This is a genomic window from Aurantiacibacter zhengii (genome assembly GCF_003584125.1).
GTDB lineage: Bacteria > Pseudomonadota > Alphaproteobacteria > Sphingomonadales > Sphingomonadaceae > Alteraurantiacibacter > Alteraurantiacibacter zhengii.
In genome coordinates this window covers 263,236-287,228 of record NZ_QXFL01000001.1, presented here as the reverse complement: position 1 = coordinate 287,228, position 23,993 = coordinate 263,236, and the positions used below count along the sequence as shown (strand labels likewise).

Annotated in this window: 29 protein-coding genes; 12 read left to right on the top strand and 17 right to left on the bottom strand. The window is 63.5% G+C overall.

Going from position 1 to position 23,993, the window contains the following annotated elements:
- Positions 1–40: 40 nt before the first annotated feature.
- The 3 genes from ilvN to miaA form a co-directional block, all read right to left on the bottom strand.
- Positions 41–556: an acetolactate synthase small subunit gene (gene ilvN, locus D2V07_RS01425; protein ID WP_119584239.1), complete on the bottom strand. Its 516-nt coding sequence runs from the start codon at positions 554–556 to the stop codon at positions 41–43.
- An 11-nt stretch (positions 557–567) separates the two neighbouring features.
- On the bottom strand, positions 568–2,310 hold the full coding sequence (gene ilvB, locus D2V07_RS01420) for a biosynthetic-type acetolactate synthase large subunit (protein ID WP_119584238.1): 1,743 nt from the start codon (positions 2,308–2,310) through the stop codon (positions 568–570).
- A 128-nt stretch (positions 2,311–2,438) separates the two neighbouring features.
- Complete coding sequence (gene miaA / locus D2V07_RS01415) at positions 2,439–3,386, bottom strand: tRNA (adenosine(37)-N6)-dimethylallyltransferase MiaA (protein ID WP_119584237.1); 948 nt, start codon at positions 3,384–3,386, stop codon at positions 2,439–2,441.
- 49 nt (positions 3,387–3,435) lie between these two features.
- Between miaA and serB the strand changes: the two genes are divergently transcribed.
- The gene (gene serB / locus D2V07_RS01410) at positions 3,436–4,260 is read left to right on the top strand and encodes a phosphoserine phosphatase SerB (protein ID WP_199698721.1); all 825 of its coding nucleotides are present in this window, start codon (positions 3,436–3,438) and stop codon (positions 4,258–4,260) included.
- Here the strand turns inward: serB and D2V07_RS01405 are convergent.
- From D2V07_RS01405 to D2V07_RS01390, 4 genes are all read right to left on the bottom strand, one after another.
- Positions 4,257–4,943: a nitroreductase family protein gene (locus D2V07_RS01405; protein WP_119584235.1), complete on the bottom strand. Its 687-nt coding sequence runs from the start codon at positions 4,941–4,943 to the stop codon at positions 4,257–4,259. The genes serB and D2V07_RS01405 overlap by 4 nt on opposite strands.
- On the bottom strand, positions 4,940–5,359 hold the full coding sequence (locus D2V07_RS01400) for a DUF3052 family protein (protein WP_119584805.1): 420 nt from the start codon (positions 5,357–5,359) through the stop codon (positions 4,940–4,942). The genes D2V07_RS01405 and D2V07_RS01400 overlap by 4 nt, the downstream gene beginning before the upstream one ends.
- Positions 5,359–7,593 carry a phosphoribosylformylglycinamidine synthase subunit PurL gene (gene purL, locus D2V07_RS01395; RefSeq protein WP_119584803.1) on the bottom strand — a complete coding sequence of 745 codons (2,235 nt, stop codon included), beginning with the start codon at positions 7,591–7,593 and terminating at the stop codon, positions 5,359–5,361. Before purL ends, D2V07_RS01400 begins: the two co-directional genes overlap by 1 nt.
- Before the next feature lie 63 nt (positions 7,594–7,656).
- A complete protein-coding gene (locus D2V07_RS01390) occupies positions 7,657–8,058 on the bottom strand; it encodes a DUF2177 family protein (RefSeq protein ID WP_119584234.1) in 402 nt (133 codons plus the stop codon).
- Positions 8,059–8,121: 63 nt separating this feature from the next.
- On the opposite strand from D2V07_RS01390, the gene D2V07_RS01385 reads away from it, so the two are divergent.
- The 10 genes from D2V07_RS01385 (at position 8,122) to tgt (ending at position 16,959) form a co-directional block, all read left to right on the top strand.
- A complete protein-coding gene (locus D2V07_RS01385) occupies positions 8,122–8,370 on the top strand; it encodes an exodeoxyribonuclease VII small subunit (protein WP_119584801.1) in 249 nt (82 codons plus the stop codon).
- Positions 8,367–9,281 carry a polyprenyl synthetase family protein gene (locus D2V07_RS01380; RefSeq protein WP_407641572.1) on the top strand — a complete coding sequence of 305 codons (915 nt, stop codon included), beginning with the start codon at positions 8,367–8,369 and terminating at the stop codon, positions 9,279–9,281. The genes D2V07_RS01385 and D2V07_RS01380 overlap by 4 nt, the downstream gene beginning before the upstream one ends.
- Entirely contained in the window at positions 9,281–9,793 is a 513-nt protein-coding gene (gene coaD, locus D2V07_RS01375; RefSeq protein ID WP_119584233.1) for a pantetheine-phosphate adenylyltransferase, read from the top strand. Before D2V07_RS01380 ends, coaD begins: the two co-directional genes overlap by 1 nt.
- 90 nt (positions 9,794–9,883) lie before the next feature.
- The gene (locus tag D2V07_RS01370; RefSeq protein WP_199698702.1) at positions 9,884–10,591 is read left to right on the top strand and encodes a peptidylprolyl isomerase; all 708 of its coding nucleotides are present in this window, start codon (positions 9,884–9,886) and stop codon (positions 10,589–10,591) included.
- Between the two features lie 55 nt (positions 10,592–10,646).
- Positions 10,647–11,681 carry a tRNA preQ1(34) S-adenosylmethionine ribosyltransferase-isomerase QueA gene (gene queA / locus D2V07_RS01365; RefSeq protein WP_119584795.1) on the top strand — a complete coding sequence of 345 codons (1,035 nt, stop codon included), beginning with the start codon at positions 10,647–10,649 and terminating at the stop codon, positions 11,679–11,681.
- A 39-nt stretch (positions 11,682–11,720) separates the two neighbouring features.
- Positions 11,721–13,148: an 8'-apo-carotenoid 13,14-cleaving dioxygenase gene (locus tag D2V07_RS01360; protein ID WP_119584232.1), complete on the top strand. Its 1,428-nt coding sequence runs from the start codon at positions 11,721–11,723 to the stop codon at positions 13,146–13,148.
- On the top strand, positions 13,145–14,089 hold the full coding sequence (locus D2V07_RS01355) for an ABC transporter ATP-binding protein (RefSeq protein ID WP_119584231.1): 945 nt from the start codon (positions 13,145–13,147) through the stop codon (positions 14,087–14,089). Before D2V07_RS01360 ends, D2V07_RS01355 begins: the two co-directional genes overlap by 4 nt.
- A complete protein-coding gene (locus tag D2V07_RS01350) occupies positions 14,086–14,865 on the top strand; it encodes an ABC transporter permease (RefSeq protein ID WP_119584230.1) in 780 nt (259 codons plus the stop codon). The genes D2V07_RS01355 and D2V07_RS01350 overlap by 4 nt, the downstream gene beginning before the upstream one ends.
- 20 nt (positions 14,866–14,885) lie before the next feature.
- Positions 14,886–15,830 carry a DUF481 domain-containing protein gene (locus D2V07_RS01345; RefSeq protein WP_119584229.1) on the top strand — a complete coding sequence of 315 codons (945 nt, stop codon included), beginning with the start codon at positions 14,886–14,888 and terminating at the stop codon, positions 15,828–15,830.
- A complete protein-coding gene (gene tgt / locus D2V07_RS01340; RefSeq protein ID WP_119584228.1) occupies positions 15,820–16,959 on the top strand; it encodes a tRNA guanosine(34) transglycosylase Tgt in 1,140 nt (379 codons plus the stop codon). Before D2V07_RS01345 ends, tgt begins: the two co-directional genes overlap by 11 nt.
- Here tgt and D2V07_RS01335 read toward each other — a convergent pair.
- Together D2V07_RS01335 and rpsD are read right to left on the bottom strand one after the other, a co-directional pair.
- On the bottom strand, positions 16,931–17,155 hold the full coding sequence (locus D2V07_RS01335; RefSeq protein ID WP_119584227.1) for a hypothetical protein: 225 nt from the start codon (positions 17,153–17,155) through the stop codon (positions 16,931–16,933). The genes tgt and D2V07_RS01335 overlap by 29 nt on opposite strands.
- Positions 17,156–17,271: 116 nt before the next feature.
- Positions 17,272–17,886, bottom strand: coding sequence for a 30S ribosomal protein S4 (rpsD, locus tag D2V07_RS01330; RefSeq protein WP_119584226.1), 615 nt, complete (start codon positions 17,884–17,886; stop codon positions 17,272–17,274).
- Between the two features lie 209 nt (positions 17,887–18,095).
- Here rpsD and D2V07_RS01325 point away from each other — a divergent pair, with 209 nt between their 5' ends.
- Entirely contained in the window at positions 18,096–18,407 is a 312-nt protein-coding gene (locus tag D2V07_RS01325) for a chorismate mutase (RefSeq protein ID WP_119584225.1), read from the top strand.
- An 18-nt stretch (positions 18,408–18,425) separates the two neighbouring features.
- On the opposite strand, the gene D2V07_RS01320 is transcribed toward D2V07_RS01325, so the two are convergent.
- The 8 genes from D2V07_RS01320 to D2V07_RS01285 form a co-directional block, all read right to left on the bottom strand.
- Positions 18,426–18,722, bottom strand: coding sequence for a hypothetical protein (locus D2V07_RS01320; RefSeq protein WP_119584224.1), 297 nt, complete (start codon positions 18,720–18,722; stop codon positions 18,426–18,428).
- A gap of 56 nt (positions 18,723–18,778) precedes the next feature.
- Positions 18,779–19,516 (bottom strand): RNA methyltransferase, encoded by a 738-nt coding sequence (locus D2V07_RS01315; RefSeq protein WP_119584223.1) that lies wholly within the window; start codon positions 19,514–19,516, stop codon positions 18,779–18,781.
- Positions 19,503–19,988 (bottom strand): transcriptional regulator NrdR, encoded by a 486-nt coding sequence (gene nrdR / locus D2V07_RS01310; RefSeq protein WP_119584222.1) that lies wholly within the window; start codon positions 19,986–19,988, stop codon positions 19,503–19,505. The genes D2V07_RS01315 and nrdR overlap by 14 nt, the downstream gene beginning before the upstream one ends.
- Before the next feature lie 3 nt (positions 19,989–19,991).
- Positions 19,992–20,213, bottom strand: a complete 222-nt coding sequence (locus D2V07_RS01305; protein ID WP_119584221.1) for a hypothetical protein — start codon at positions 20,211–20,213, stop codon at positions 19,992–19,994.
- Positions 20,214–20,216: 3 nt separating this feature from the next.
- Positions 20,217–21,545, bottom strand: coding sequence for a serine hydroxymethyltransferase (gene glyA / locus D2V07_RS01300; protein ID WP_119584220.1), 1,329 nt, complete (start codon positions 21,543–21,545; stop codon positions 20,217–20,219).
- Between the two features lie 10 nt (positions 21,546–21,555).
- Positions 21,556–21,990: a ribose 5-phosphate isomerase B gene (gene rpiB, locus D2V07_RS01295; protein WP_119584793.1), complete on the bottom strand. Its 435-nt coding sequence runs from the start codon at positions 21,988–21,990 to the stop codon at positions 21,556–21,558.
- A gap of 131 nt (positions 21,991–22,121) precedes the next feature.
- A complete protein-coding gene (locus tag D2V07_RS01290; RefSeq protein ID WP_119584219.1) occupies positions 22,122–22,484 on the bottom strand; it encodes a response regulator in 363 nt (120 codons plus the stop codon).
- The gene (locus tag D2V07_RS01285; protein ID WP_233548192.1) at positions 22,481–23,917 is read right to left on the bottom strand and encodes a sensor histidine kinase; all 1,437 of its coding nucleotides are present in this window, start codon (positions 23,915–23,917) and stop codon (positions 22,481–22,483) included. The genes D2V07_RS01290 and D2V07_RS01285 overlap by 4 nt, the downstream gene beginning before the upstream one ends.
- Positions 23,918–23,993: the final 76 nt, after the last annotated feature.

The following is a 23,993-nucleotide window of genomic DNA, read 5'->3' as shown; positions in this document are numbered from 1 at the left end:
CGGTGGCCTTAGGCCTCCGGGTGTGTGATTGGAAAGAGGGTCAGGCTGCTTCGCTGCCGCGCATCATGCCCACGATACCGCTGCGGCCAACCTCGACAAGGCCGAGGCCGCGCATCAGCGTGATGAAACTGTCAATCTTGTCCTTCGCGCCGGTCAGCTCGAAGACGAAGCTCTCTGTCGTCGTATCGACCACGCTGGCGCGGAACACGTCGGCGATGCGCAGGGCTTCGACCCGGTGTTCGCCCGTGCCCTTGACCTTCACCAGTGCCAGCTCGCGCTCCACGTGCGGGCCTTCTTCGGTCAGGTCGGTTACGCGGTGGACTGGCACCAGCCGCTCCAGCTGCGCCATGATTTGGTCGATCACCTGCGGCGGGCCACCGGTGACGATAGTGATCCGGCTGATGGCGTGGTCTTCGGAGATGTCCGCCACGGTCAGACTGTCGATGTTGTAGCCGCGCGCGGTGAAAAGGCCGGTGATCTTGGCCAGGATGCCCGGCTCGTTGTCCACCACCACGGTCAGCACGTGGCGCTCGGCTGCGCGATGTTCGATTTTCATATGGCCAGTCCTTAAACCAGAGCCTTGGCTTCGTCGGCCATGGTGCCGCCGTGCTGGTCGCCATAGAGCAGCATCTCGGTATGCGCCGCTCCCGATGGGATCATCGGGAAGCAGTTCGCGTCCTTCGACACGTGGCAATCGACGAACACCGGGCCATCGTGCTCCAGCATCGCACGAATGCCGTCTTCCAGCTCTGCTTCCGACGTAATGCGGATGCCTTTCCAGCCGTAACTCTCGGCCAGCTTCACGAAATCGGGCAGGCTGTCGGAGTAGCTGTTGGAATAGCGGCTTTCGTAAGTCAGTTCCTGCCACTGGCGGACCATGCCCATGTATTCGTTGTTCAGCACGAACACCTTCACCGGCAGGCGGAACTGGCTAGCGGTGCCCAGCTCCTGGATATTCATCTGGATGCTGGCCTCACCGGCAATGTCGATCACCAGATCGTCCGGATTGCCCAGCTGCGCGCCGATGGCGGCGGGAAGGCCATAGCCCATGGTGCCAAGTCCGCCGCTGGTCAGCCATTTGTTCGGCCCCATGAAGCCGAAATACTGTGCCGCCCACATCTGGTGCTGGCCCACTTCGGTGGTGATGATGGGGTCGCGGTCCTTGGTCATGGCGAACAGCGTCTCGACCGCCTTTTGCGGCATCAGGGCTTCGCTGCGTTCGGGATAGGCCAGGCTGTCACGCGCGCGCCAGCCGGTAACGCGGGCCTTCCACTCGCCAAGGTCGGCGCCTTTCCGGGTGCCCCAGCACTCGATCATCTGTTCCAGCACCGTGCCGCAATCGCCCACGATGCCCAGATCGACGGGCACCACCTTGTTGATGCTGGACCGGTCGATATCGATGTGGATCTTCTTGCTGCCCGGTGAAAACGCGTCGAGGCGGCCCGTCACGCGGTCGTCGAACCGCGCGCCGATGCACACCATCACGTCGCACTGGTTCATCGCCATGTTCGCTTCGTAGGTGCCGTGCATGCCCAGCATGCCCAGCCAGTTAGGATGGTCGGCGGCGAAGGCGCCAAGGCCCATCAGCGTGCTGGTTACGGGGGCGCCGGTCAGCTTTTGAAGGTTACGCAGAGCCTGTGTTGCCGCCGGTCCGGAATTGATCACACCGCCACCGGTATAAAGCACCGGACGCTCTGCATTGGCGATCATTTCGACAGCCTCGGCAATTTCCTCGGCAGAGCCGACGGTGCGCGGCTGGTAGCGTTTCTTCCTCTCCGCCGTGCCGGCAGGCATGTCGGCGGTCGCGATCTGCACGTTCTTGGGAATGTCGATGACGACCGGACCGGGACGGCCCGTCGAAGCGATCTCGAACGCTTCTTCGATCGTGGCGGCAAGTTCTGCCGGGTCTTTCACCAGATAATTGTGCTTGGAGCAGTGGCGGGTGATGCCCACCGTGTCCGCTTCCTGGAAGGCATCGGTACCGATCAGGTTCGTGGGCACCTGTCCGGTGATAACAACCAGCGGAATGGAATCGAGGAAAGCGTCGGCAATGCCGGTGATGGCATTGGTCGCGCCGGGGCCGGAGGTGACGAGTACCACGCCGGGCTTGCCGGTGGAGCGCGCATAGCCTTCCGCCGCATGCGCCGCACCGGCCTCGTGCCGCACCAGGATGTGGCGAATGCGCTGATCCGAAAACAGTTCGTCATAGATGGGCAGCACCGCGCCGCCGGGATAGCCGAACACGAATTCGACACCCTGCCGCACCAGACTTTCGACCAGTATCGCAGCACCGCTGCGTTCATCCGACACGTTACTCTCCTTACGCGACCAAATCCGGGTTTCCGGAAAAGATTGACCCGGCACAATCGCTTGCGCCGGGTCATCCTCTCCTACTCACCGAGGGGCTCACTATGGAGAATATTCTGTCTTGTCAACCGCTACTTGGAAAACATTATTTCAAAATGTGCGCGTAAATCGACATCTTCAGGCGCAGCACGTGTCCAATGTTCCGGTGGCTGGTGGCGTAACCAGGTGAATTGCCGCTTTGCGTAATTGCGCGTGGCCTGCTGCCCCAGTGCGATCGCCTCCTCTCGCGAATGTTCGCCGCGAAGGTATCCGGCGATTTCCGGCACACCGATGGCGCGCATGGCAGGAAGGTCGTCGGGCAGGTCGCGGGCAAGCAGACGTTCCACTTCCTGCGCCGCGCCTGTATCCATCATCTGTACGAAGCGGCGCTCGCACCGTTCGTAAAGCCAGTCGCGATCCGGCATCAGCACCAGCGGCGAGAGAGCGACCGAGCCGGCAATCCCGCCAGTCTTTTCAAGCTGCCACTGGTGCAACGGCTTTCCCGTTGCGCGGACCACTTCCAGCGCGCGGGCCAGGCGCTGGGTATCGCCCGCGTTCAGCTTTCCTGCGGCGACCGGGTCTTCCTGCTGAACGGCTGCATGGAGGCGCTCTGCTCCCAGCGAGCGGACTTCTGCGCGAACATCGCTGTCGATGGCCGGGATAGGGGCGATCCCTTCCAGCAGCGTGCGGATATACATGCCGGTTCCGCCCACCAGGATCGGCACCGAACCTGCAAGGTGTGCATTCTCGATCTCTCGCTTGGCGGCGGCCGCCCAGTCGGCGGCAGAGCAAGCCTCGGTCGCATCCCAGGAACCGAACAGGCGATGCGGCACGCCGCGCATTTCTTCCTCGGTTGGCCTTGCACTCAATATCTGCAAATCGGCATAGACCTGCGCGCTGTCGGCATTGATCACGACAGCCCGCTTGCCGTCGGCTCTCATCGCCAAAGCAAGCTGCACCGCCAGATCGCTCTTGCCGCTGGCTGTCGGCCCTGCGATGAGCGCGACCTTGTTAGATACTGGAGTTGCAGACTTGCTCATTGCCCGGCTGATAGCAGACCCGACCACGCTGGAAAGACAGCTCGACGCCATGACGGCTTCCCTGGCGAACACTTCGGTGCCGGTAGCCCATGCCGCTATGCTGGATTTCTGCGGCGAGGTCCTGCAGATCGAGACGCCGGGCGATGACATGGCAGCCTTGCGCAGCGCCATCGACAGCCATTTCGCGCCCAGCGACACGATCATCGCGCGCGACGCCTTCCGCGTGCCCGACCTGTTCGTTTCCGACATGGATTCGACCATGATCGGGCAGGAATGCATCGACGAGCTGGCCGACTTCGCAAACTTGAAGGATAAAGTCGCCGCCATTACCGAGCGGGCCATGCAGGGCGAGCTCGATTTCGAAAGCGCGCTGCGCGAACGCGTCGCCTTGCTGGAAGGGCTGGGCGAAGACGCGATTACGCGCTGCCTCGACGAACGCATCCGCCCGAACGATGGTGCGCGGGTGCTGGTCGAGACGCTGAAAGCGAAGGGTTGTCGCACCGTCCTGGTAACGGGCGGCTTCCATCACTTCGCGGATATCGTGGCCGAACTGATCGGGTTCGAGCGGGTCGTCGGCAATCGCCTGGAAGTATCGGGCGGCAAGCTGACCGGCGGACTGGTTGGCGGCATCACCGATAGTTCCACCAAGAAGGCTGTCCTTGATGAGGAATTGGCGAAGCTGGGCGACCGGGCCTGTGCGATGGCTGCTGGTGACGGGGCGAACGACATTCCCATGATCGAAGCCGCGACCTTCGGCATTGCCTACCGCGCGAAGCCCAAGGCACGCGCGGCGGCGAATGGCTGGGTGGATCGCGGCGATCTGACTGCGCTGCTAAAGCTGCTGGAAGTGCGCGAGGAGGAATGGGTGGCCTAGAGCCAGCTGGAAATCTGCTCCAGCGGCTTCTTTCGCAAGGCATGCTCTGGAACCGTTGCATCCGCTGCCGGATGCCCGGCCACCACGATCATCAGCGGTTTCTCGTTGTTCGGCCTGCCGCAAATCTCGCGCAGGAAGCCCATCGGTGATGGTGTGTGCGTAAGCGTTGCCAGCCCCGCTTCGTGCAAGGTGGCGATCAGCAGGCCGCAAGCGATACCGACGCTTTCGTTGACATAGTAGTTCTGCGTCTGCCCGTCTTCCTCGATGCCGCCGGTGCGCTGAGCAAAACAGGCGATGAGCCAGGGCGCGGTGTCCAGAAAAGGCTTGCTGGCGTCGGTACCGATTGGGGCGAGGGCGCCCAGCCATTCCTCGCTCGCGTTGGGCCTGTCGCCGTCCTCTCCATAAAAGCGCCGCTCTTCGGCCTCGGCAGCCTCGCGTATGGCGCGCTTCTTCTCGGGGGTGCCGATGACGGCAAAATGCCAAGGCTGGTGGTTTGCCCCGCTTGGTGCGGTGCCGGCGGCGCGGATCGCAAGTTCGATGACTTCGCGCGGTACCGGCTGATCGGTAAATGCGCGGCAGGAGTGGCGCGTTTTCAACCGATCGAATGCCATGCGGGCCACCGCGACCCGTTCTTCGTCAGTGAGTTCGGGCAGGCGGGGGAAGGGTTCGCTTCCCCCGTTCATCGCAAGTCCTTGCGGATCACCAGCTTCAGGCCCGACCAGACATCGTCGACCGCACAGACTTTCGTATCCACCAGTCCCAGGGGCAGGCCAAGCTCGCGGATCGTGTCCTCGGAAATATCGGTGTCCGCTCCGGCGGCCTTCTTGGGCCAACTGACCCAGATCTGTCCGTCACTTGCAATCGAGGCGCGCAAGGTTTCCAGCAGCGCGGCCAGCCGGTCCCGCTCGGTCACGAAGATATGGGCCGCGTCCACGCCCTCCTGCGGCGAGGCCACCAGCGTCAGGTCGAGCGCGTAGTCGGCAATCTCGTCCTCCACGCTTTCCGGCATGCGATCGAACCATACCCGCTGCCCGTCGCGCAGGTTCAGCTTCTTTGCGAGCGGGGTGTCCGAATAGCTGCTGGAGGGACCCTGGGGCATCAGCCCTCCATCCATTCCTTGAAGAAGCTGCGGTGCGCGGTGCGCATCTCGTCCAGCGATACGCCCAGCAGGTTGTCACCGCCGGTGGTGCCGATGCGGCGGAAGCCAACGCGGGCCTGGTCCTCGTCCTCGGTGCCTTTGGCCAGCGCTTCGTTCAGCGCCGCGGGATCGGGCACGGTCACGACGTAGCGGCCCTGGTCCTCGCCGAACCACCACTGCGCGGCGGTGAATTTCTCGTTTGGCTGGACGTCTGCGCCCATGCCGCCGGCCAGAGCCATCTCTGCCAGTGCGACGGCCAGTCCGCCATCGGACACGTCATGCACCGCGCTCACCAGGCCTTCGGCGATCAACTGCCGCACGATCTTGCCCGCACTCATTTCCAGCGCCAGGTCGACAGGCGGCGTGCGCCCCTCGTCGCGGCCGTGCACGACCTGCAGCCAGAGCGATTTGCCAAGGTGTGAACGTTCCGGGTCGGGCGTGGCCCATGCCTCCGCACCGATCAGGTAGATCGTCTCACCCTCGGCCTTGAAGTTCATGGTCATCATGGTGGCGTAGTCGTCGATGATGCCCACACCGCCGATTGCGGGTGTGGGCAGGATCGCGGAGCCGCCGCCGGTCGCCTTGCTCTCGTTGTAAAGCGATACGTTGCCCGAAACGATGGGGAAATCCAGCTCGCGGCAGGCCTCGCCCATGCCATCCAGCGCGTGAACGAACTGGGCCATGATCTCGGGCCGCTGCGGATTGGCGAAGTTCAGGCAGTTGGTCACCGCCAGCGGACGCGCGCCGACCGCGCACAGGTTGCGGTAGGCCTCAGCAATCGCCTGCTTCCCACCTTCATAAGGATTGGCATAGACATAGCGCGGCGTGCAGTCGGTGGTGATCGCCAGCGCCTTCTTCGTGCCGTGCACGCGCACCACGCCGGCATCGCCGCCGGTCTGCAAGGTATCGGCACCGACCTGGCTGTCGTACTGCTGCGAAATCCAGGCCTTCGATGCGAGGTTGGGGGAGGCCAGCAGTTCGAGCAGATCCTTGCCCGGATTGCCGCTGTCGGGCCGCGCAACCATCGGCTCGATCCCGGCCCACTTGGCGTATTCGTCCTTGGAAAGATAAGGCCGGTCGTATTCCGGCGCATCCTTCGCCAGCGGGCCGAGCGGAATGTCGCACACCACTTCGCCATCGAATTCCAGCACCATGTGGCGCGTGTCGGTGACTTCGCCGATCACGGCAAAGTCCAGCTCCCACTTCGCGAAGATGGCGGCGGCCATTTCTTCCTTGCCGGGCTTCAGCACCATGAGCATGCGCTCCTGGCTTTCGCTCAGCATCATTTCGTAAGGGGTCATGCCCTCTTCGCGGCAGGGCACCTTGTTCATGTCAAGGCGAATGCCCGCTTTGCCGTTGGTGGCCATTTCCACACTGGACGAGGTGAGACCGGCGGCACCCATGTCCTGGATGGCCACGATGGCATCGGTTGCCATCAGTTCCAGGCAGGCCTCGATCAGAAGTTTCTCGGTGAAGGGATCGCCCACCTGAACCGTGGGGCGTTTCTCCTCCGCATCTTCGCCGAAGTCCGCGCTGGCCATGGTCGCGCCGTGAATGCCGTCGCGCCCGGTCTTGGAACCGACATAGACAATCGGGTTACCCACACCCGTCGCGGCGGAGTAGAAGATCTTGTCGGCATCGGCCACGCCCACGGTCATCGCGTTTACGAGGATATTGCCGTCGTAGGCGGGGTGGAAGTTCGTTTCCCCCGCAATGGTGGGCACACCCACGCAGTTGCCATAGCCGCCGATACCCGCGACCACACCCTGGACAAGGTGCTTCATCTTCGGGTGGCTCGGCCGTCCGAACCGCAGCGCGTTGGCATTGGCAACGGGGCGAGCGCCCATTGTGAAGACGTCGCGCAGGATCCCGCCCACGCCGGTGGCCGCGCCCTGGTAAGGTTCGATGTAGCTGGGGTGGTTGTGGCTCTCCATCTTGAAGATCGCGGCCTGACCATCGCCGATGTCGATCACGCCCGCGTTCTCGCCGGGGCCGCAGATGACCCAGGGTGCCTCGGTCGGCAGCTTCTTCAGGTGCAGGCGGCTGGACTTGTACGAGCAGTGCTCGCTCCACATGACCGAAAAGATGCCCAGTTCCACAAGGTTGGGCTCGCGGCCAAGAGCGTGCAGGACGCGCTCGTATTCTTCCTCGGATAGCCCGTGCTGGGCGACGACTTCTGCGGTGATCTCTGACATGGCCAGCGCCTTAGCCCCGGCGTCCACGCTTCGCCAGTCCCCTGATCGCCAATTTTACCCAGATTAGCTTGCGAAACGAAGCGCCGCCCACGTCGCCACGCTGGCGGCGATGGCGGTGGCGAATGCGCCCCAGGCAATGTCGACAAGCGATAGCTGGGTCGACCAGACCTTCATCACTGCCTGGCTGGTAAGATCGAAAGTCGCGTAGCAAAGGCCGCCCAGCAGCGCCCCGTTCAGCAGGGCCGTTCCGACGCTGCCCGCCTCGATCCCCGGTTTCACCGCGAACCACACCATGCCTGCTATATAGATGAGGTAGAACGCGATCGCTGCGCCCATGCGAAACTCGTCCGCCAGGATGGAGCCGATGATGGGGCGATACAGATTATCCGTCGCCCAGCGCAGGTACACCGCATCCAGCGCGCCAAAGGCAACGGCTGCGGCGATATAGGCGATAATCCACTTCATATCCTGCTCTCCCGATACTGCACAGCTTGACCCTGCGCCCTGCCACCGTCAATGGTCCCGCGCATGGAACAGGACGGCCCCGACATTTGCGCAATGAGTTTCGAGGAAGCACTTCGCAGTCTCGAGGACGTCGTGCGCAGGCTGGAAGGCGGCGAAGTTCCGCTGGACGAGAGCATTGCGCTTTACGAACGCGGAGAGGCTCTGCGTCGCCACTGCCAGGCGCGGCTCGATGCAGCGCAGGAGCGGATCGAGAAGATCGTATCCGGCCCGGATGGCAAGCCAACGGGCACCGCGCCCTTCGACGCAGGGTGACTGCGGTGGGACTGGTAGTGGCGGACGATGTTCTCGGCAGGGGCCTCCAGCGCATCCAGCGCGAGGTGGATGCCTGCTTCGACCAGTTGCTGCCCGTTCCCGACGATGCGCGCGCTCCGCTGGTGGAGGCGATGCGCTATGCCGTGATCGACGGCGGCAAGCGAGTGCGACCGATGCTGCTTGTCACCGTGGCGGAGATGTACGGCGCCAGCCGCGACGCCGCCGTGCGCGCGGGCTGCGCGATCGAATCCATCCACGTCTATTCGCTAATCCACGACGACCTGCCGTGCATGGACGATGACGACCTGCGCCACGGCAAACCCACGCTGCACAAACAGTATGACGAGGCGACTGCCGTGCTCGCTGGTGATTCGCTGCATGCGCTGGCGTTCGAGATTCTGGGCGGCACTCTGGTAAGCAGCGATCCCTTTATTCGCGCCGAACTAGTCCACGCCCTTGCCAGCGCTAGCGGCCACAACGGAATGGCGGGCGGCCAGGTGATGGACATGGCGGCGGACCACGAGCAGTTCGACCTGCACGGCGTCACCCGCCTCCAGCAGCTCAAGACCGGTGCCCTGCTGGGCGCGGCGGTGGAGATGGGCGCGATCCTTGGCAAGGTCCCGGCGGACGGTCGCACGCACCTGCGCAACTACGCCCGCGACATCGGCCTCGCCTTCCAGATCGCCGACGATCTGCTGGACGAGGAAGGCGACGAGGAAAAGGCGGGCAAGGCGCTGCGCAAGGATGCGGAGCAGGGCAAGGCGACATTCGTCTCGCTGATGGGCGCGGAAGGCGCGCGGGCGCAGGCACATGCCCTGTCGGAACAGGCCATCGGGCACCTTTCGGGCCACGGCAAGGAAGCAGACCTGCTGCGCGCGCTGGCACGATTTATCGTTGAGCGGGATAGGTAATGAAAGAACGCATCGGCCTTTACCCCGGCACCTTCGACCCCTGCACGCGGGGTCATGCCGATATCATCCGGCGCGGGGCCAAGCTGGTGGATCGGCTGGTGATCGGGGTCACCACCAATCCCAGCAAGAATCCCATGTTCACGCCCGAAGAGCGCATGGACATGATGAAGTCCGAAATCGAGCGGCTCGGCCTTGATAATGTCGAGATCCGCGGGTTTGACGCCTTGCTGATGAAATTCGCCAGCCACGTGGGTGCCAGCGTGATCATTCGCGGGCTGCGCGCCGTGGCCGACTTCGAATACGAATACCAGATGGCCGGCATGAACCAGCAGATCGACGACTCGATCGAAACCGTTTTCCTCATGGCCGATATTTCGCTGCAGCCCATCGCATCCAAGCTGGTGAAGGAAATCGCCCTCTACGGCGGTGACATAACGCCATTCGTTAGCCCGCTGGTGAAAGATCAGGTGGAGACCCGCGTAGCAAAGATCGGCCGGCGCGGCGAGATCTGAGGCTGCGCAGCCACTATGTTCATTGAACTGTCAGGCCCCAACCGATAGGGCTTGCGGGCATTTTCACCTTTTAATCTTTCGGACGGGACCATGATCCGCCACATCGCGCTGTCGGCCATCGCTGCCGCATTCACCTTCTCCGCCACCCCTGCCGCCGCGCAGGACATGGGGCTTACCCCCGCTGTCGAGACGGTGGACTCCACCAACGCGCAAACGCGGCAGCTGCCCATTCGCGTGAATTTCGACGTGCAGGAAGATCGCGAGAATATCCTCCTGCTCGACCTGTCGACCGGAGAGCGTGTTGCCATCCGCCTGGTGCCCGAATGGGCGCCCAACCATGTCGAGCGGATAAAGATGCTGGCACGTGACGGGTTCTACAACGGCGTGCCGTTCCACCGCGTGATCGATGGCTTCATGGCGCAGACCGGCGACCCCACCGGCACCGGGCAGGGCGGATCGACGCTTCCCGACCTGGAGGAAGAGTTCAACATGCTGCCCCACGTGCGTGGCACCGTGTCCATGGCCCGCGCCGATTCCGAAGACAGCGCCAACAGCCAGTTCTTCATCGTGTTCTACCCGCGCTTCGCGCTGGATCGCCGCTACACCAATTTCGGCCGCGTGATTTCGAACATGGGTGCCGTGGATGCCATCCAGCGGGGCGAGCCGCCCAGCAATCCCACGCGCATCCTGCAGGCCAGCATCGCATCGGACAACGTGCCGCAGATGATGCCGAACGCGTCGACGCCGCCGTCAGAGATCATCACGGCAGATATGCTCAACGCCTCGAGCGGCGAGTAGCACTGCCTGACCCGGCAGGCCCTGCGACAGGGTCTGGGTGGTCGGCTTCTATCCGATGCGCGTTGATCTCTTCGATTTCGACCTGCCGCAGGAACTGATCGCGCTGCGCCCGGCGCGGCCGCGCGATGCTGCGCGCATGCTCGTTGTGCGCGGCAATGCGCCGTTCGCCGATTGCGGCGTGCTCGACCTGCCCGACATGCTGCGCGCAGGCGACGTGCTGGTGTTCAACGACACGCGCGTAATCCCGGCGCAACTCGAAGGCAGGCGCGGAGAGGCGCGTATCGGCGCCACGTTGCACAAGCGGTTGGACCTGCGCCGCTGGCAGGCGTTCATCCGCAATGCCAAGCGCCTGAAACCCGGCGACCGGGTCGAATTCGGGGCGGAGGTGTTCGCCATCGCTGAGGAGCGGCACGATGATGGCAGCTTCACCCTGGCATTCGAGGGTGACGAGCCGGTCGAAGTGCTGCTGGAGAGGGCAGGGCGCATGCCCCTGCCACCCTACATTGCAGGCAAACGCGAGACCGATGCGCAGGACCGCGAAGACTACCAGACCATGTTTGCGCAGAAGGACGGTGCCGTGGCTGCCCCCACGGCTGCACTCCATTTTACCGACCGGTTGATCGCTTCACTGGACGACGCCGGGATCGGGCGCGAAACGCTCACCCTGCATGTCGGCGCGGGCACGTTTCTTCCGGTGAAGGCAGAGGATACCGACGACCACCGCATGCACGCCGAGTTCGGCATTATCGACGCAGCCACGGCTGATCGCCTGAACACCGCGCGTGCGGCGGGCGGCAGGATCATTGCCGTCGGTACGACCAGCCTGCGCCTGCTGGAAAGCGCCGCGGACGAGGAGGGGGTGATCCACCCTTTCTCCGCCGATACCGACATCTTCATCACGCCCGGCTACCGCTTCCGCGCGGTAGAGGGCCTGATGACCAATTTCCACCTGCCCAAGTCCACGCTTATGATGCTGGTATCTGCTTTGATGGGGCGCGAACGGATGCAGGCCGTCTATGCCCACGCGATCGCGCAGGGGTATCGGTTCTACAGCTACGGCGATTCGTCACTGTTGCTACCCGAGGGTTAAACCCGCTACTGCGTTGCAAACAGCAACTGGAGACGGCGGATGGCATCGGTACTCGAACGCGCGGTGCGCAAGGCGATGGTGCCCGTTGTAACCCGCCTCGCCGAATTCAACCGCCAGCGTCTTCCCTCGCCCGACACCAATCCCTTCTACAACGGCGTGCACAAGCCGCTGGAGAGCGAGCAGACGTTTACCAACCTGATGGTGACGGGAACTGTGCCGCCAGAGCTGAATGGTCAGTACGTCCGCATCGGCCCCAACCCTTTCGGTAAGCCGGAGAAGGGGCATCACTGGTTCCTGGGCGACGGGATGGTTCATGGCGTGAAGCTGCAGGGCGGGCACGTGCAGTGGTACCGCAACCGCTTCATCCGCTCGCGCCACCTAGCCGGTCGCGGCGGACCGGAGGCGGCGCCCGGGCCGCGGCGCAACGCCAACGATACGGTGAACACGAACGTCCTGCGCATCGGCGGAGAGATCATGGCGCTGGTAGAGGCGGGCTCCTTCCCGGTGGCTCTGGACGATGACCTGGAAACGCGCGCCTATTCTAACCTTGGTGGCGGACTGACCGGGTCCTACACCGCCCATCCGCATGAAGACCCGAAGACCGGGGAGCTGCACGCCATCTGCTACGAAGCGACCAAGCCCGAGATGTTGCGCCACGTGGTGATCGACAAGACGGGCATGGTGCTGCGGGAGACGCCGATCCCGGTGCGGCACGGCCCCTCTGTCCACGATTGCGGGCTGACCGACCGTTTCGTGCTGATTTTCGATCTGCCCATGTGCTTTTCCATGCAATCCCTGATTGCCGGCGAGACGTTCCCCTATCGCTGGAAGCCCGATCACCGGGCGCGCGTCGGCCTGCTGCCGCGCAAAGGCACGGCAGAGGACATTGTATGGTGCGAGGTCGATCCTGCCTTCGTCTTCCACATCGGCAACAGTTTCGACCTCGCCGATGGCCGCGTTGCGCTGGATGTCTGCGCGTACGAGACAATGCACGACGGGCCGATGCCCGGTCCCTATGGCAGGGGTAGGGGGCTGGAGCGCTGGTATCTCGATCCCGATAGTGGCGCGTTCAGCCGGGAAACGCTGGATGGGCGCCCGCAGGAGTTTCCCCGGCCTGATGAGCGGTTTTTCTGCTCCGACTATCGTTACCTGTGGACTATCGGCATTCCCGAGACGGGAAATCTCGACATGACCGAAGGCCTGCCGCTCTTGCGACACGATCTGGAAACCGGCGAAACCGTTGTTCGCGACTTTGGCGATCACCGCGTGCCGGGCGAATTCGTCTTCGTTCCACGCAGCCCCGACGCGCCCGAGGGCGATGGCTGGGTGATGGGCTACGTGATCGACCCCGCAAGGGACGAGACCACGCTGGAGATTTGCGACGCCCTGACGCTTGACACCGTTGCGGCGGTCCACATACCGCAGCGCATCCCTCCCGGCTTTCACGGAAACTGGTTACCCGCTTGACCGACACTATCCTCGACATTCGTGGCCTCGAAAAAACCTACAAGGGCGGGGTAAAGGCGCTCGACGGCGTCGACCTGACGATCAAGCGCGGCGAGATATTCGCGCTGCTGGGGCCGAACGGGGCGGGCAAGACCACGCTCATCGGCTCAGTCTGCGGCATGGTGCGCCCCACCGGTGGCCGGATCGAGGTGTTCGGCAAGGACCTGGCGAAGCATTGGAAACAGGTGCGACGCGATATCGGGCTGGTGCCGCAGGAACTCAGCTTCGACATGTTCGACAAGGTCATCCGGCAGGTACGCTTTTCGCGCGGGATGTTCGGGTGCGAGCCCGACGATGCGCGGATCGAGGAAGTTTTGCGCAGCCTCAGCCTGTGGGACAAGCGCGATGCGCAAATCCGCGCGCTCTCGGGCGGGATGAAGCGGCGCGTGATGATTGCCAAGGCGCTGGCGCACGATCCGCAGTTGCTGTTCCTCGACGAGCCGACCGCTGGTGTGGACGTGGAACTGCGGCGCGACATGTGGCGCCAGATCGATGCCCTGCGTGAGAAGGGGACGACGATCATCCTCACCACCCACTACATCGAGGAAGCCGAGGAAATGGCCGATCGGGTAGGCGTGATCAGCAAGGGGCGTATCCTGCTGGTGGACGAGAAGGATGCGATCATGGCCAAGCTTGGCCGCACGGAAGCGCATTTCACCTTCGACGCGCCGCTGCCTGCAATACCCGCCTCGCTAGGCGAATACCCGCTGCACCTGGAGCAGGGCGGCACCTGCCTTGTCTATCGCGGCGGCGACGGGACCGGCAAGGGGAAGCGCGAGGTGGCCGAGATCGCGCAGGTCATGGCGCGCGAGGGTATCGTCTTCACCGGCATGGAAACCCGTGAAAGCACGCTGGAAGACATTTTCGTCGACCTGCTGCACGAGCCGGAGGTTACGGCATGAGCTTCAACCCGACTTTCAATGCCCGGGGTGCCTTCGCGATCTTCAAGAACGAGCTGATGCGCATGTTCCGCACCGCGTTCGGCTCCATCGCCTCCCCCGTCATCACCACTTCGCTTTACCTGGTGGTGTTCGGCGCTGCCATCGGCAGCCGGATGGAGCTGCCCGGCGATGTCAGTTACGGTTCCTTTATCGTGCCCGGGCTGCTGATGCTGACGCTGCTGTCCGAAAGCACGAGCAACGCCAGCTTCGGGATCTATATGCCCAAGTTCACCGGCGCGATTTACGAACTGTTATCGGCCCCGGTCGGCGTTGCGGAAACACTGATCGGTTTTGTGGGCGCGGCGGCGGTGAAGTCGATGATCCTGGCGGCAATCATCATGGGCACTGCGGCGCTGATCATCGATTACGAGGTCGTCCACCCGTTCCTGGCCTTTGGCTATATCCTGCTTGTCTCTGCCACGTTTTCGTTGCTGGGGTTCATCATCGGTCTGTGGGCCGACGGGTTCGAGAAACTGCAGGTCGTTCCGCTGCTGATCCTGATGCCGCTCACGTTTCTAGGCGGCACTTTCTATTCCATCGAAATGCTGCCCGAACCCTGGCGCAGCGTGACGCTGGTGAACCCGGTGGTCTATCTGGTGAACGGGCTGCGCTGGACGTTCCTTGGCCAGTCGGATTTCCCGATCTGGGTATCCTTCGGCGCGACCCTGCTGTTCCTGCTGGTATGCGTCGCCATCATCGGATGGATTTTCAAGACAGGCTGGCGATTGCGCGAATGACGCGCTAGCGGGGTCTGGTCATGACGAAACTGCCTCTCCTCGCCATTCCCGCCCTCCTGCTTTGCTCACCTGCCGCTGCCGAACTTCCCGAAGCCGCGCGCACCATGATCGATGCCGCGATCGCAAGTGGTGACGCCGCACAGGTCGAAGCCGTGGTTGCCGCCGCCCGCACCGCCTTTCCGGACGATGCGGCGGACATCGACGCAATCTGGACCGAATACCAGGCGCACCAGGCCGAGGTCGCCGCTGCCGAGGCCGCGCGTGAGCTTCAGGAAATGCGCCAGGCAAGCCTTTTTGACAACTGGGGCGGCGAAGGCCAGATCGGCGCCTTTCAATCCAGCGGCAACACGGACGAATTCGGCGTCACCGCCGCGCTCGCGCTCAAGCGGGAAGGGATCGACTGGGAGCACCGGCTGCGCCTTACCGCCGATTACCGCCGTCAGAACGGCGTGACATCGCGTGAGCAGTTCCTTGCCCGTTACGAGCCGCGCTTCCAGATCACCCCGCGCCTGTTCGCCTATGGCCTGGCGCAATACGAGGCCGATCGGCTGCAAGGCTATACCGCGCGTTATGCGGTTTCCGGCGGCATCGGCTACAAGGTGATCGACGAGGAGGACATGGAACTGTCGGTCAAGGCAGGCCCCGCCTACCGTGTTACCGACTTTACCAACGGAACCAGCGCCAGCCGCCTTGCTGGCCTGTTCGGCGCGGATTTCGAATGGAATATCTCTGACAGCCTCACGTTCACGCAGGATGCGAGTTCCACCATCGAGACAGGCGGAGAAGTGCTGCTGATCGTGGACAGCACCAACACCAGCCTTGCCGCGACGACTGGCCTCGAAGCAGGCCTGACCGACAAGCTGAGCGCGCGATTGTCATGGGCTATCGAGTACGACAGCAGCCCTCCGCCCGGAGCGGTGAGCACAGACACGATCTCGCGCTTCGCCCTCGTCTATGGCTTCTGATCGCCCGCGCTTCGCGTTCACCGTCCACGCAACGGACGGCAAGGCGCGCACCGGCGAAATCGCCATGCGTCGGGGCACCATTCGCACGCCCGCCTTCATGCCGGTTGGCACTGCCGCCACGGTAAAGGCGATGAAGCCGGAGGACGTGCGCGGCACCGGGGCTGACATCATCCTTGGCAATACCTACCACCTGATGCTGCGCCCGGGTGCGGAGCGGGTGGCAAGGCTGGGCGGTCTGCACAAGTTCATGCGCTGGGACCGCCCGATCCTGACCGACAGCGGCGGCTATCAGGTCATGAGCCTTTCGGACTTGCGCAAGCTGACCGAGGAAGGCGTGGAATTCCGCAGCCATATCGACGGCTCGAAACACATGCTCAGCCCGGAACGCAGCATGGAAATTCAGCGCCTGCTCGGCAGCGATATCGTAATGTGCTTCGACGAATGTCCGCGCGCCGATCGGCCGATGCAGGAGATCGAGGCGAGCATGGAGCTTTCCATGCGCTGGGCAAGACGCAGCCGAGAGGCCTTTGACGCTGGCGGGGAGCATGCCGCAAACAGCGCGCTGTTCGGCATCCAGCAGGGCGCACTGGATGAAACCCTGCGCGCCCGCTCTGCCGGTGCGCTGCGCGAGATCGGCTTCGACGGTTATGCGATCGGCGGCCTGGCCGTGGGCGAGGGGCAGGAGGCCATGTTCGGCGTGCTCGATTACGCCCCCGGCCAGTTACCCGAAGATGCGCCGCGCTACCTGATGGGGGTCGGCAAGCCCGACGACCTCGTCGGCGCGGTAGAGCGCGGGGTCGACATGTTCGACTGCGTGCTGCCCACGCGTTCGGGCCGCAATGGACAGGCATTTACCTGGAACGGTCCGCTGAACCTGCGCAATGCCCGCCATGCGGAGGATACCGGACCGCTGGACGAGCGGTGTTCGTGCCCCACCTGCGGCAGCTATTCGCGCGCCTATCTCCACCACCTGCACAAGTCGGGTGAGATCCTGGGTGCCATGCTCGTAACGGAGCACAACCTCAGCTTCTATCAGCAACTGATGCAGGCGATGCGCGATGCCATCGCGAAGGGAGGCTTTGCAGAGTTCGCCCGGACTTTCAGGCAGGACTATTCAGGCCCCGCGTGACGCCCGCGGCCACATCCGTCTGCACGGCGGCGGGCGGCCTGCTGCGCATTTCCAGCACGGTGCCGCGATAGGGCACGAATTGCCCAGTCGAATCCAGAAAACCGGCACCGATCCGTTCCGCGAAGAGCTGCGCGGCGGCAAGCGTGTCGTACCATTTGCCCCTGCGCTTGGGCGTGATGAACCGATACTGCGTCATAGCACGGAATGAAGCCGCGGAGTTGCGAACGGTTCCCGGCAAGGCGTTGAACCGAAACAAAAAAGGGCGGCCCCGAAGGACCGCCCCTTTTTAATGTTCTCTGGCAGGACGCCGGATCAGCGCGAGTAGAACTCGACGACCAGGTTCGGTTCCATCTGCACAGGGTAGGGCACCTCGTCCAGCGAAGGCACGCGGCTGAACGTGACCGCATCGTTGCCGTCCTGGGCAACGTAGTCGGGAACATCACGCTCGGGCAGGCTCTGGGCTTCGATGATCAGCGCCATTTCCTTGGCCTTGTCGCCCAGCGAGATCACGTCACCCACGTCGCAGCGACGCGATGCAACGTTGCACTTCACCCCGTTCACCTTGATGTGACCGTGCGAAACGATCTGGCGGGCGGCGAAGATCGTCGGCGCGAACTTGGCGCGGTAGACGATCATGTCCAGGCGACGCTCCAGCAGGCCGATCAGGTTCTGGCCGGTGTCACCCTTCATGCGGGTGGCATCCTTGTAAGTGGCGCGGAACTGCTTCTCGGTCACGTCGCCGTAGTAGCCCTTCAGCTTCTGCTTGGCGCGCAGCTGCAGACCGAAGTCCGACATCTTGCCTTTGCGACGCTGGCCGTGCTGGCCGGGGCCATAGGCGCGCTTGTTGACCGGGGAATTGGGACGACCCCAGATGTTTTCACCCATCCGGCGGTCGAGTTTATGCTTGGCGCGGGTGCGCTTCGACATGACATGCTTCCTTCATTTGCTGGACCATCCCATCGATGGCCATTCAACCCGGCATCGCACCGCCTGACCTGTTGCCAGACGTGGCCACCGCTTCACCGGGGTGCGGAGCCAATTTCAGCGAAGGCGCGCATTTAGCCTGTTGCGGCCCAAAGTCAAGACAGGTGCTTTCAGGCTCGACACGGAGCACCGGGCGGGGCAGGAGCCGTGGCATGAATCACGAGATACCCGACCCCGAATCCTGCAACGACATGGCCGACGTTCGCGTCGGTGTCGATGCTACCGACCGCGAGTTGATGGCCCTGCTGGCACGTCGCTATGGCTACATGCGCGCCGCCGCACGCATCAAGGCAGACCGCGATACCGTGCGAGACGAAGGGCGCAAGGCGCAGGTCATCCAGAATGCCCGCGCCGACGCCGAAAACCGCAAGCTACCCGGCACTGACATCGCGCAGATCTGGGATGCGCTGGTCGAAAGCTCGATTGCCTATGAACTGGAAGAGTGGGATCGGCTGAGAAGCTGACCGCTCGCTGCCGGTCAGCTAGCGCAGGTAGATATAGGCATTCGTCAGGGCGCGTTCCCGCGCCTGCACCGAATCCCGCTGGGCAGCATCCGCTTCGGCCAGTTCCAGCGTCGTATCCCATTCCGCGCGCGTCAGGCAGGCGCGGTCATGGCTGCTGGCGTCTTCGGGCAGGTCCATGCACAGGACCGTATCCGAGCCTGTCTCGATGGCCTCCACCGCATCGGGCGATATGATCGTGCCCTCATCCTGCAACCGCGTGTCATCGCCTGCGACGGGATAGAGAACCACGGTGGCGAGAGCGGCAAGAAGGATCATCGGATTTCTCCCTTGGCAGAGAGGCCTAACCTCGACCCGCCAGCGTGAACGCCAGATTAATTGCCGTCGGGCCGGGGTACGCGTTGCAGCGTGGTCAGAACGCCGCGCAGGGTGCGAACCTCCAGGTGGTTCCACCCCGGCTTGGTCAGCACACCGCGCAGGGTGCGGCGCGTTGCCTCGGCGCGCGCTTCGGGGAAGAAGTACCCCTTGGGCTCCAGCATCCGTTCGAGGTGCCCGATCAGGCCTTCCAGCTCGTCCTGCGGGGCAGGGGGCAGCAGGTCTTCGTGGGTGGGCATCGCCAGTTCGGCATGCTTGGACAGTTCATAGGCCACCAGGATCACGGCCTGAGCCAGGTTGAGTGACCCGAAGTCCGGATTGATCGGCGCGGTGATGATCGTGCGGGCCAGCGCGACATCCTCTGTTTCCAGGCCGGAGCGTTCCGGCCCGAACAGAATGGCGCTGCGGCCCTGCTGGCGCGGAATGTCACGCGCCGCCTGTTCGGGTGTCTGCACCGGCTTTGTCACGCCGCGCTTGCGCACCGTGGTGGCATAGACATGCGCGCAATCGGCCACTGCCTCGGCCGTGCTTTCGAACACCTTTGCCTTTTCCAGCACCACGTCCGCCCCCGCAGCGGCAGGACCGGCGGAGGGGTTGGGCCAGCCATCGCGCGGGCTGACCAGCCGCATTTCGGTGAGCCCGAAATTGAGCATCGCGCGCGCTGCCTTGCCGATATTCTCGCCCAGTTGCGGTCGGACGAGCACGATGACGGGGGTGCTTTCCTCAGGCGTCGGCATCGCCGCCGACCTGCTGCACGGTGCTGGCGAATTCCTGGAAATCGCGCGCTTCGGAGAAATCGCGGTAGACCGAGGCGAAGCGGATGTAGGCGACCGAGTCGAGCTGGCGCAGTCCTTCCATCACCATTTCGCCGATCCGGGCGGACGGTATTTCGCTGTCGCCTGCCGTTTCCACCTGCCGCTGGATACCGGACACGAGCTGGTCGATCCGTTCCTGTTCGATGCCCCGCTTGCGGCAAGCCAGTGCCACGGACTGTTCGATCTTGGACCGGTCGAAGCTCTCGCGGCGCGATGGCGATCCGTTGCCCGCGGATTTCACCACGACCACGTCGCGCAACTGCACCCGTTCGAACGTGGTGAACCGCGCGCCGCAGCCTTCGCACTGGCGGCGGCGGCGGATTGCCGTGTTGTCTTCAGTGGGGCGCGAATCCTTTACCTGGCTGTCTTCGTTCGCGCAGAAGGGGCATCGCATCGATCAGGGCCGGATCCGCTTGTAGATCATGTACCCGGCACCCGCGATCAGGCCCACCGGCCAGGTGACTACCGGCAGCAAACCGCCGGCCACCGCGCCGATTGCGGCACCGGTCAGCACCGGCTTCGACGAAGGATGCTCCAGGCCTTCCCGGCCCATGGCCTTCACCTCGTCTACGGCGTCCGCCAGGATGCGGTTGTCGATGGGCTTTTCGGGATCGGTCATGATTTACCTTCCGGGATAGACGGGGAATGCCGCGCACAGTTCGGCAACTTCGCGGCGCACGCGTTCTTCCACCTGGGCGTCACCTTCGTCGCCGTTGCGGGCCATGCCGTCCACGACGTCGGCAATCAGGGTGCCGATCTTGCGGAACTCTGCCGGGCCAAAGCCGCGTGTCGTGCCCGCCGGCGTGCCGAGGCGAACGCCGCTGGTGACGAAGGGAGAGCGCGTGTCGAAAGGAATACCGTTCTTGTTGCAGGTGATCAGCGCGCGATCGAGGCCCTTTTCGGCGGCCTTGCCGGTCACGTCCTTGGGCGTGAGGTCGGCCAGCATCAGGTGGTTGTCGGTGCCGCCCGAGACGATGGAAATGCCCGCTTCGGAAAGGCTGGCGGCCAGCGCCTTCGCATTTTCCGCGATGGCCTGCGCATAGACGCGGAATTCCGGGCGAAGCGCTTCGCCGAATGCCACGGCCTTGCCCGCGATGGTGTGCATCAGCGGCCCGCCCTGCATGCCGGGGAAAACCGCCATGTTGATCGGCTTCGTCAGTTCCTCGTCATTCCACAGGATGATGCCCGAACGCGGACCGCGCAAGCTCTTGTGCGTGGTGCTGGTGACGACGTGGGCGTGCGGGAACGGCGAGGGATGGGCACCGCCGACGACAAGACCGGAGAAGTGCGAGATGTCTGCGAGCAGATAGGCGCCGACCTCGTCCGCGATCTTGCGGAATTCGGCAAAGTCCCAGGTGCGCGGATAGGCGGTGCCGCCGCTGATGATCAGCTTCGGCTTGTGCTCGTGCGCCAGGCGGCGAACCTCGTCCATGTCGATCAGGCTGTCCTCGCGGCGCACGCCGTAGGGCACCACGTTGAACCACTTGCCGCTCATGTTGACGGGCGAACCGTGGGTCAGGTGACCGCCGCTGGCAAGGTCGAGGCCCATGAAGGTATCGCCGGGTTCGAGCAGGGCCAGGAACACCGCCTGGTTCATCTGGCTGCCCGAATTGGGCTGCACGTTGGCGAAGTTGCAGCCGAACAGCTTCTTCGCGCGTTCGATCGCCAGCGTTTCCACCTCGTCCGCGAATTCGCAGCCGCCGTAGTAACGCTTGCCCGGATAGCCTTCCGCATACTTGTTGGTGAACACGCTGCCGCAGGCTTCCAGTACGGCGGTGCTGGCGATGTTCTCGCTCGCGATCAGTTCGATACCGTCGCGCTGGCGGCCCAGTTCACGCCCGATGATGGCGGCCACATCGGGATCGGCGGTTTCTAGATCGTCGCTCCAGAAACGGTCCAGCCAGGTGGCCTTTTCAAGGGAATTCGTGGCGGCTTGCGTTGCAGTGGTCATGTCGATTCTTTCAGGACGGGTTGGACAGCTTGTCGACGCGGCGCTGGTGCCGACCGCCTTCAAACTCCGTTTTGAGGAATGCTTCAATACAGGCTTTCGCCATGTCCGGCCCGATCAGGCGGGCACCCATGGCGATGACATTCGCATCGTTGTGCTCGCGGCACAGGCGCGCGCTTGCCGGCTCCGACACCAGGGCGCAGCGCACGTCGGGATTGCGGTTGAGGGCCATGGAAATGCCAATGCCGGAACCGCACAAGCCGATGCCCCGCTCGACAGTGCCATCCGCCACAACGCCTGCAAGCATGTAGCCATAGTTGGGATAGTCGACCGACTCGGCGGTATCCGGGCCCAGGTCCGCGACTTCGTGGCCTTCTTCAATAAGCCATTCCCGCAGTTCGGCTTTCAGCGCGACTGCGGCGTGATCGGATGCGATGGCAATCTTCATGGGCGCCCACATAGTCGGGGGAGCCGATTTTCGCTACCCGAAAAGGGGCCGCGGCGGGCATTCTTCCCCGAAAGATCGGTGCGGGGAGGGGGAATTTGCGCGGGGGCGAACGCCCTCTACGGGGTGGCAGGCTATTTGCCGGCTTTCTCGATGCGTTCGAATGCGGCGGTGATGGCGTCCATGTTGTATGGCTTGGCCACGGTTTCCACCTGCGCCAGGTCGTCGGGCAAGGGTTCCACGCCGTAACCGGTGGCGAAAACGACTGCGGACCCTTTGCCAAGCAGCTTGCGCGCCAGCGGATAGCTTTCGCGGCCATGCAGGTTCACATCCAGAACCGCACCATCGAAAGCCATGGAATCGGCCAGTGCCAGCCCTGCGTCCAGGGAAGACGCGCACTGCGTCTGCGCACCGGCATCCATCATCATGTCTTCTAGCGCGAAGCTGATGATCGGCTCGTCCTCCACCAGCAGAAAGGTGTTTCCGGCGATTTTCACAGGGCAGGCGCCAGGTGGGCCTTGATGGTGCACACGAGACCTTCCGGTTGGAAATCCATGCTCACTTCACCCGACTCCGTCGACATTCCGCTGGTGATCAGCCGCGTGCCGAAACCCTTGCGGGATGGCGGCTCTACGTGCGGGCCACCGCTTTCTCGCCAGACGAGCCGCAAGTGTTCCTCACCCTCGTGGTGCTCTACCTCCCAGGTAACGGACACCCTGCCTTCCGGCATCGAAAGTGCGCCGTACTTGATGGCGTTGGTGCAAAGTTCATGGATGATCATGGCCAGCGAGACCGAAGTCTGCGGATGCAGGGTCATCAGGGGGCCGGCGATCTCGAAACGCTCGATCAGGTCGCCTGCTGTCGCTTCTGCCGAACCGGTGACGATTTCGACCAGTTCAGCCGAGCCCCAGCTCCTCTGCGTCAACAGGGTGTGGGCCGATGCCAGCGCCTGCAACCTGCCATTGAATATGGCCCTGGCATTCTGCGAACCTTCGACCGAGCCGAACGACTGCCCCGCCAGACCCTGGACGATGGCCAGCGTGTTCTTCACCCGGTGGTTCAATTCGTCGATCAGCAGGCGCTGGCGCTGTTCGTAGGCGATTTCCTCGGTAACGTCGTAACCTTGCACGATGATGCCCGTCACGACATCGTCGTTGTCGAAAATCGGCTGGAAGATGAAGTTGAGGAATCGGTCGGACGGCGCGTCGTCGCCCTCCTTTGCCAGTATCACCTTCTCGCGGTGGCCGACGTAAGGCTCTGCGCTGGTGCGGACCTGGTTCAGGATATCGACGAACCCCTGGTCAACGACTTCGGGAAGGGCTTCGCGCACCGGCATGCCCAGGATGTCGGTACGGCCCACAAGATCGAGATAGGCCTCGTTCGTCATACGGAATCGATGGTCCTCGCCTTCCAGTACGGCAACGAACCCGGGGGCCTGCTCGAACATGTCGGTCATCCGGCGGCATTCGGCCATCAGGTCCTGATTGCGGGCCTCCACGGCGTTGGCGCGGCGAACCACATCCACTTCGTCCCGCATCTGCCGCAGGTTGTGCAGTTCGGTCACGTCGACGGTGTGTTGCAGGATGTACTCGACCTCGCCGTTGTCATCGCAGACGGGTGTGTGGGTGGCGCTCCAGTAACGCACGTCATATCCGCCGTCGGGACGTTCGATATCGTAGCGGATCAGGGCCAGTTCGTCGGTCTTCCCACTGTCGCGCGCACGGCGCAGCGAATCGTAAAGCTTGCTGAAACTTTCGGATTTGGGATCACTGGGGAAGGCATCGAACATGTGGCGCCCGATGATGTCTTCGCGCGAGCGCATCGTCGTGCGCAGGTAAGCGTCGTTCATCCAGACGAGGACAAACTTCGTATCGAGAATAACATATGGATTGGGAGAGCGGCCCAGGAGCGCTTTGAAATCAATGGCCAAGTGTACTGCTCACTAGAAATTTCCCTCGTCCCCGAACCTCTTCAATCGCCTCGTTGCCAAGGTGGTTCCCGCAGAA

Coding starts and splice junctions, on each gene's coding strand:
- queA (WP_119584795.1), top strand. CDS start 10,647: ATGCGCGTTGATCTCTTCGATTTCGACCTGCCGCAGGAACTGATCGCG.
- D2V07_RS01305 (WP_119584221.1), bottom strand. CDS start 20,213: ATGACCGATCCCGAAAAGCCCATCGACAACCGCATCCTGGCGGACGCC.
- D2V07_RS01400 (WP_119584805.1), bottom strand. CDS start 5,359: ATGCCCCAGGGTCCCTCCAGCAGCTATTCGGACACCCCGCTCGCAAAG.
- D2V07_RS01390 (WP_119584234.1), bottom strand. CDS start 8,058: ATGAAGTGGATTATCGCCTATATCGCCGCAGCCGTTGCCTTTGGCGCG.
- glyA (WP_119584220.1), bottom strand. CDS start 21,545: ATGACCACTGCAACGCAAGCCGCCACGAATTCCCTTGAAAAGGCCACC.
- coaD (WP_119584233.1), top strand. CDS start 9,281: ATGAAAGAACGCATCGGCCTTTACCCCGGCACCTTCGACCCCTGCACG.
- nrdR (WP_119584222.1), bottom strand. CDS start 19,988: ATGCGATGCCCCTTCTGCGCGAACGAAGACAGCCAGGTAAAGGATTCG.
- D2V07_RS01360 (WP_119584232.1), top strand. CDS start 11,721: ATGGCATCGGTACTCGAACGCGCGGTGCGCAAGGCGATGGTGCCCGTT.
- D2V07_RS01370 (WP_199698702.1), top strand. CDS start 9,884: ATGATCCGCCACATCGCGCTGTCGGCCATCGCTGCCGCATTCACCTTC.
- purL (WP_119584803.1), bottom strand. CDS start 7,593: ATGTCAGAGATCACCGCAGAAGTCGTCGCCCAGCACGGGCTATCCGAG.
- D2V07_RS01385 (WP_119584801.1), top strand. CDS start 8,122: ATGGAACAGGACGGCCCCGACATTTGCGCAATGAGTTTCGAGGAAGCA.
- tgt (WP_119584228.1), top strand. CDS start 15,820: ATGGCTTCTGATCGCCCGCGCTTCGCGTTCACCGTCCACGCAACGGAC.
- ilvN (WP_119584239.1), bottom strand. CDS start 556: ATGAAAATCGAACATCGCGCAGCCGAGCGCCACGTGCTGACCGTGGTG.
- D2V07_RS01320 (WP_119584224.1), bottom strand. CDS start 18,722: ATGATCCTTCTTGCCGCTCTCGCCACCGTGGTTCTCTATCCCGTCGCA.
- D2V07_RS01350 (WP_119584230.1), top strand. CDS start 14,086: ATGAGCTTCAACCCGACTTTCAATGCCCGGGGTGCCTTCGCGATCTTC.
- D2V07_RS01325 (WP_119584225.1), top strand. CDS start 18,096: ATGAATCACGAGATACCCGACCCCGAATCCTGCAACGACATGGCCGAC.
- miaA (WP_119584237.1), bottom strand. CDS start 3,386: ATGAGCAAGTCTGCAACTCCAGTATCTAACAAGGTCGCGCTCATCGCA.
- rpiB (WP_119584793.1), bottom strand. CDS start 21,990: ATGAAGATTGCCATCGCATCCGATCACGCCGCAGTCGCGCTGAAAGCC.
- serB (WP_199698721.1), top strand. CDS start 3,436: ATGACGGCTTCCCTGGCGAACACTTCGGTGCCGGTAGCCCATGCCGCT.
- D2V07_RS01315 (WP_119584223.1), bottom strand. CDS start 19,516: ATGCCGACGCCTGAGGAAAGCACCCCCGTCATCGTGCTCGTCCGACCG.
- D2V07_RS01405 (WP_119584235.1), bottom strand. CDS start 4,943: ATGAACGGGGGAAGCGAACCCTTCCCCCGCCTGCCCGAACTCACTGAC.
- D2V07_RS01335 (WP_119584227.1), bottom strand. CDS start 17,155: ATGACGCAGTATCGGTTCATCACGCCCAAGCGCAGGGGCAAATGGTAC.
- D2V07_RS01345 (WP_119584229.1), top strand. CDS start 14,886: ATGACGAAACTGCCTCTCCTCGCCATTCCCGCCCTCCTGCTTTGCTCA.
- rpsD (WP_119584226.1), bottom strand. CDS start 17,886: ATGTCGAAGCGCACCCGCGCCAAGCATAAACTCGACCGCCGGATGGGT.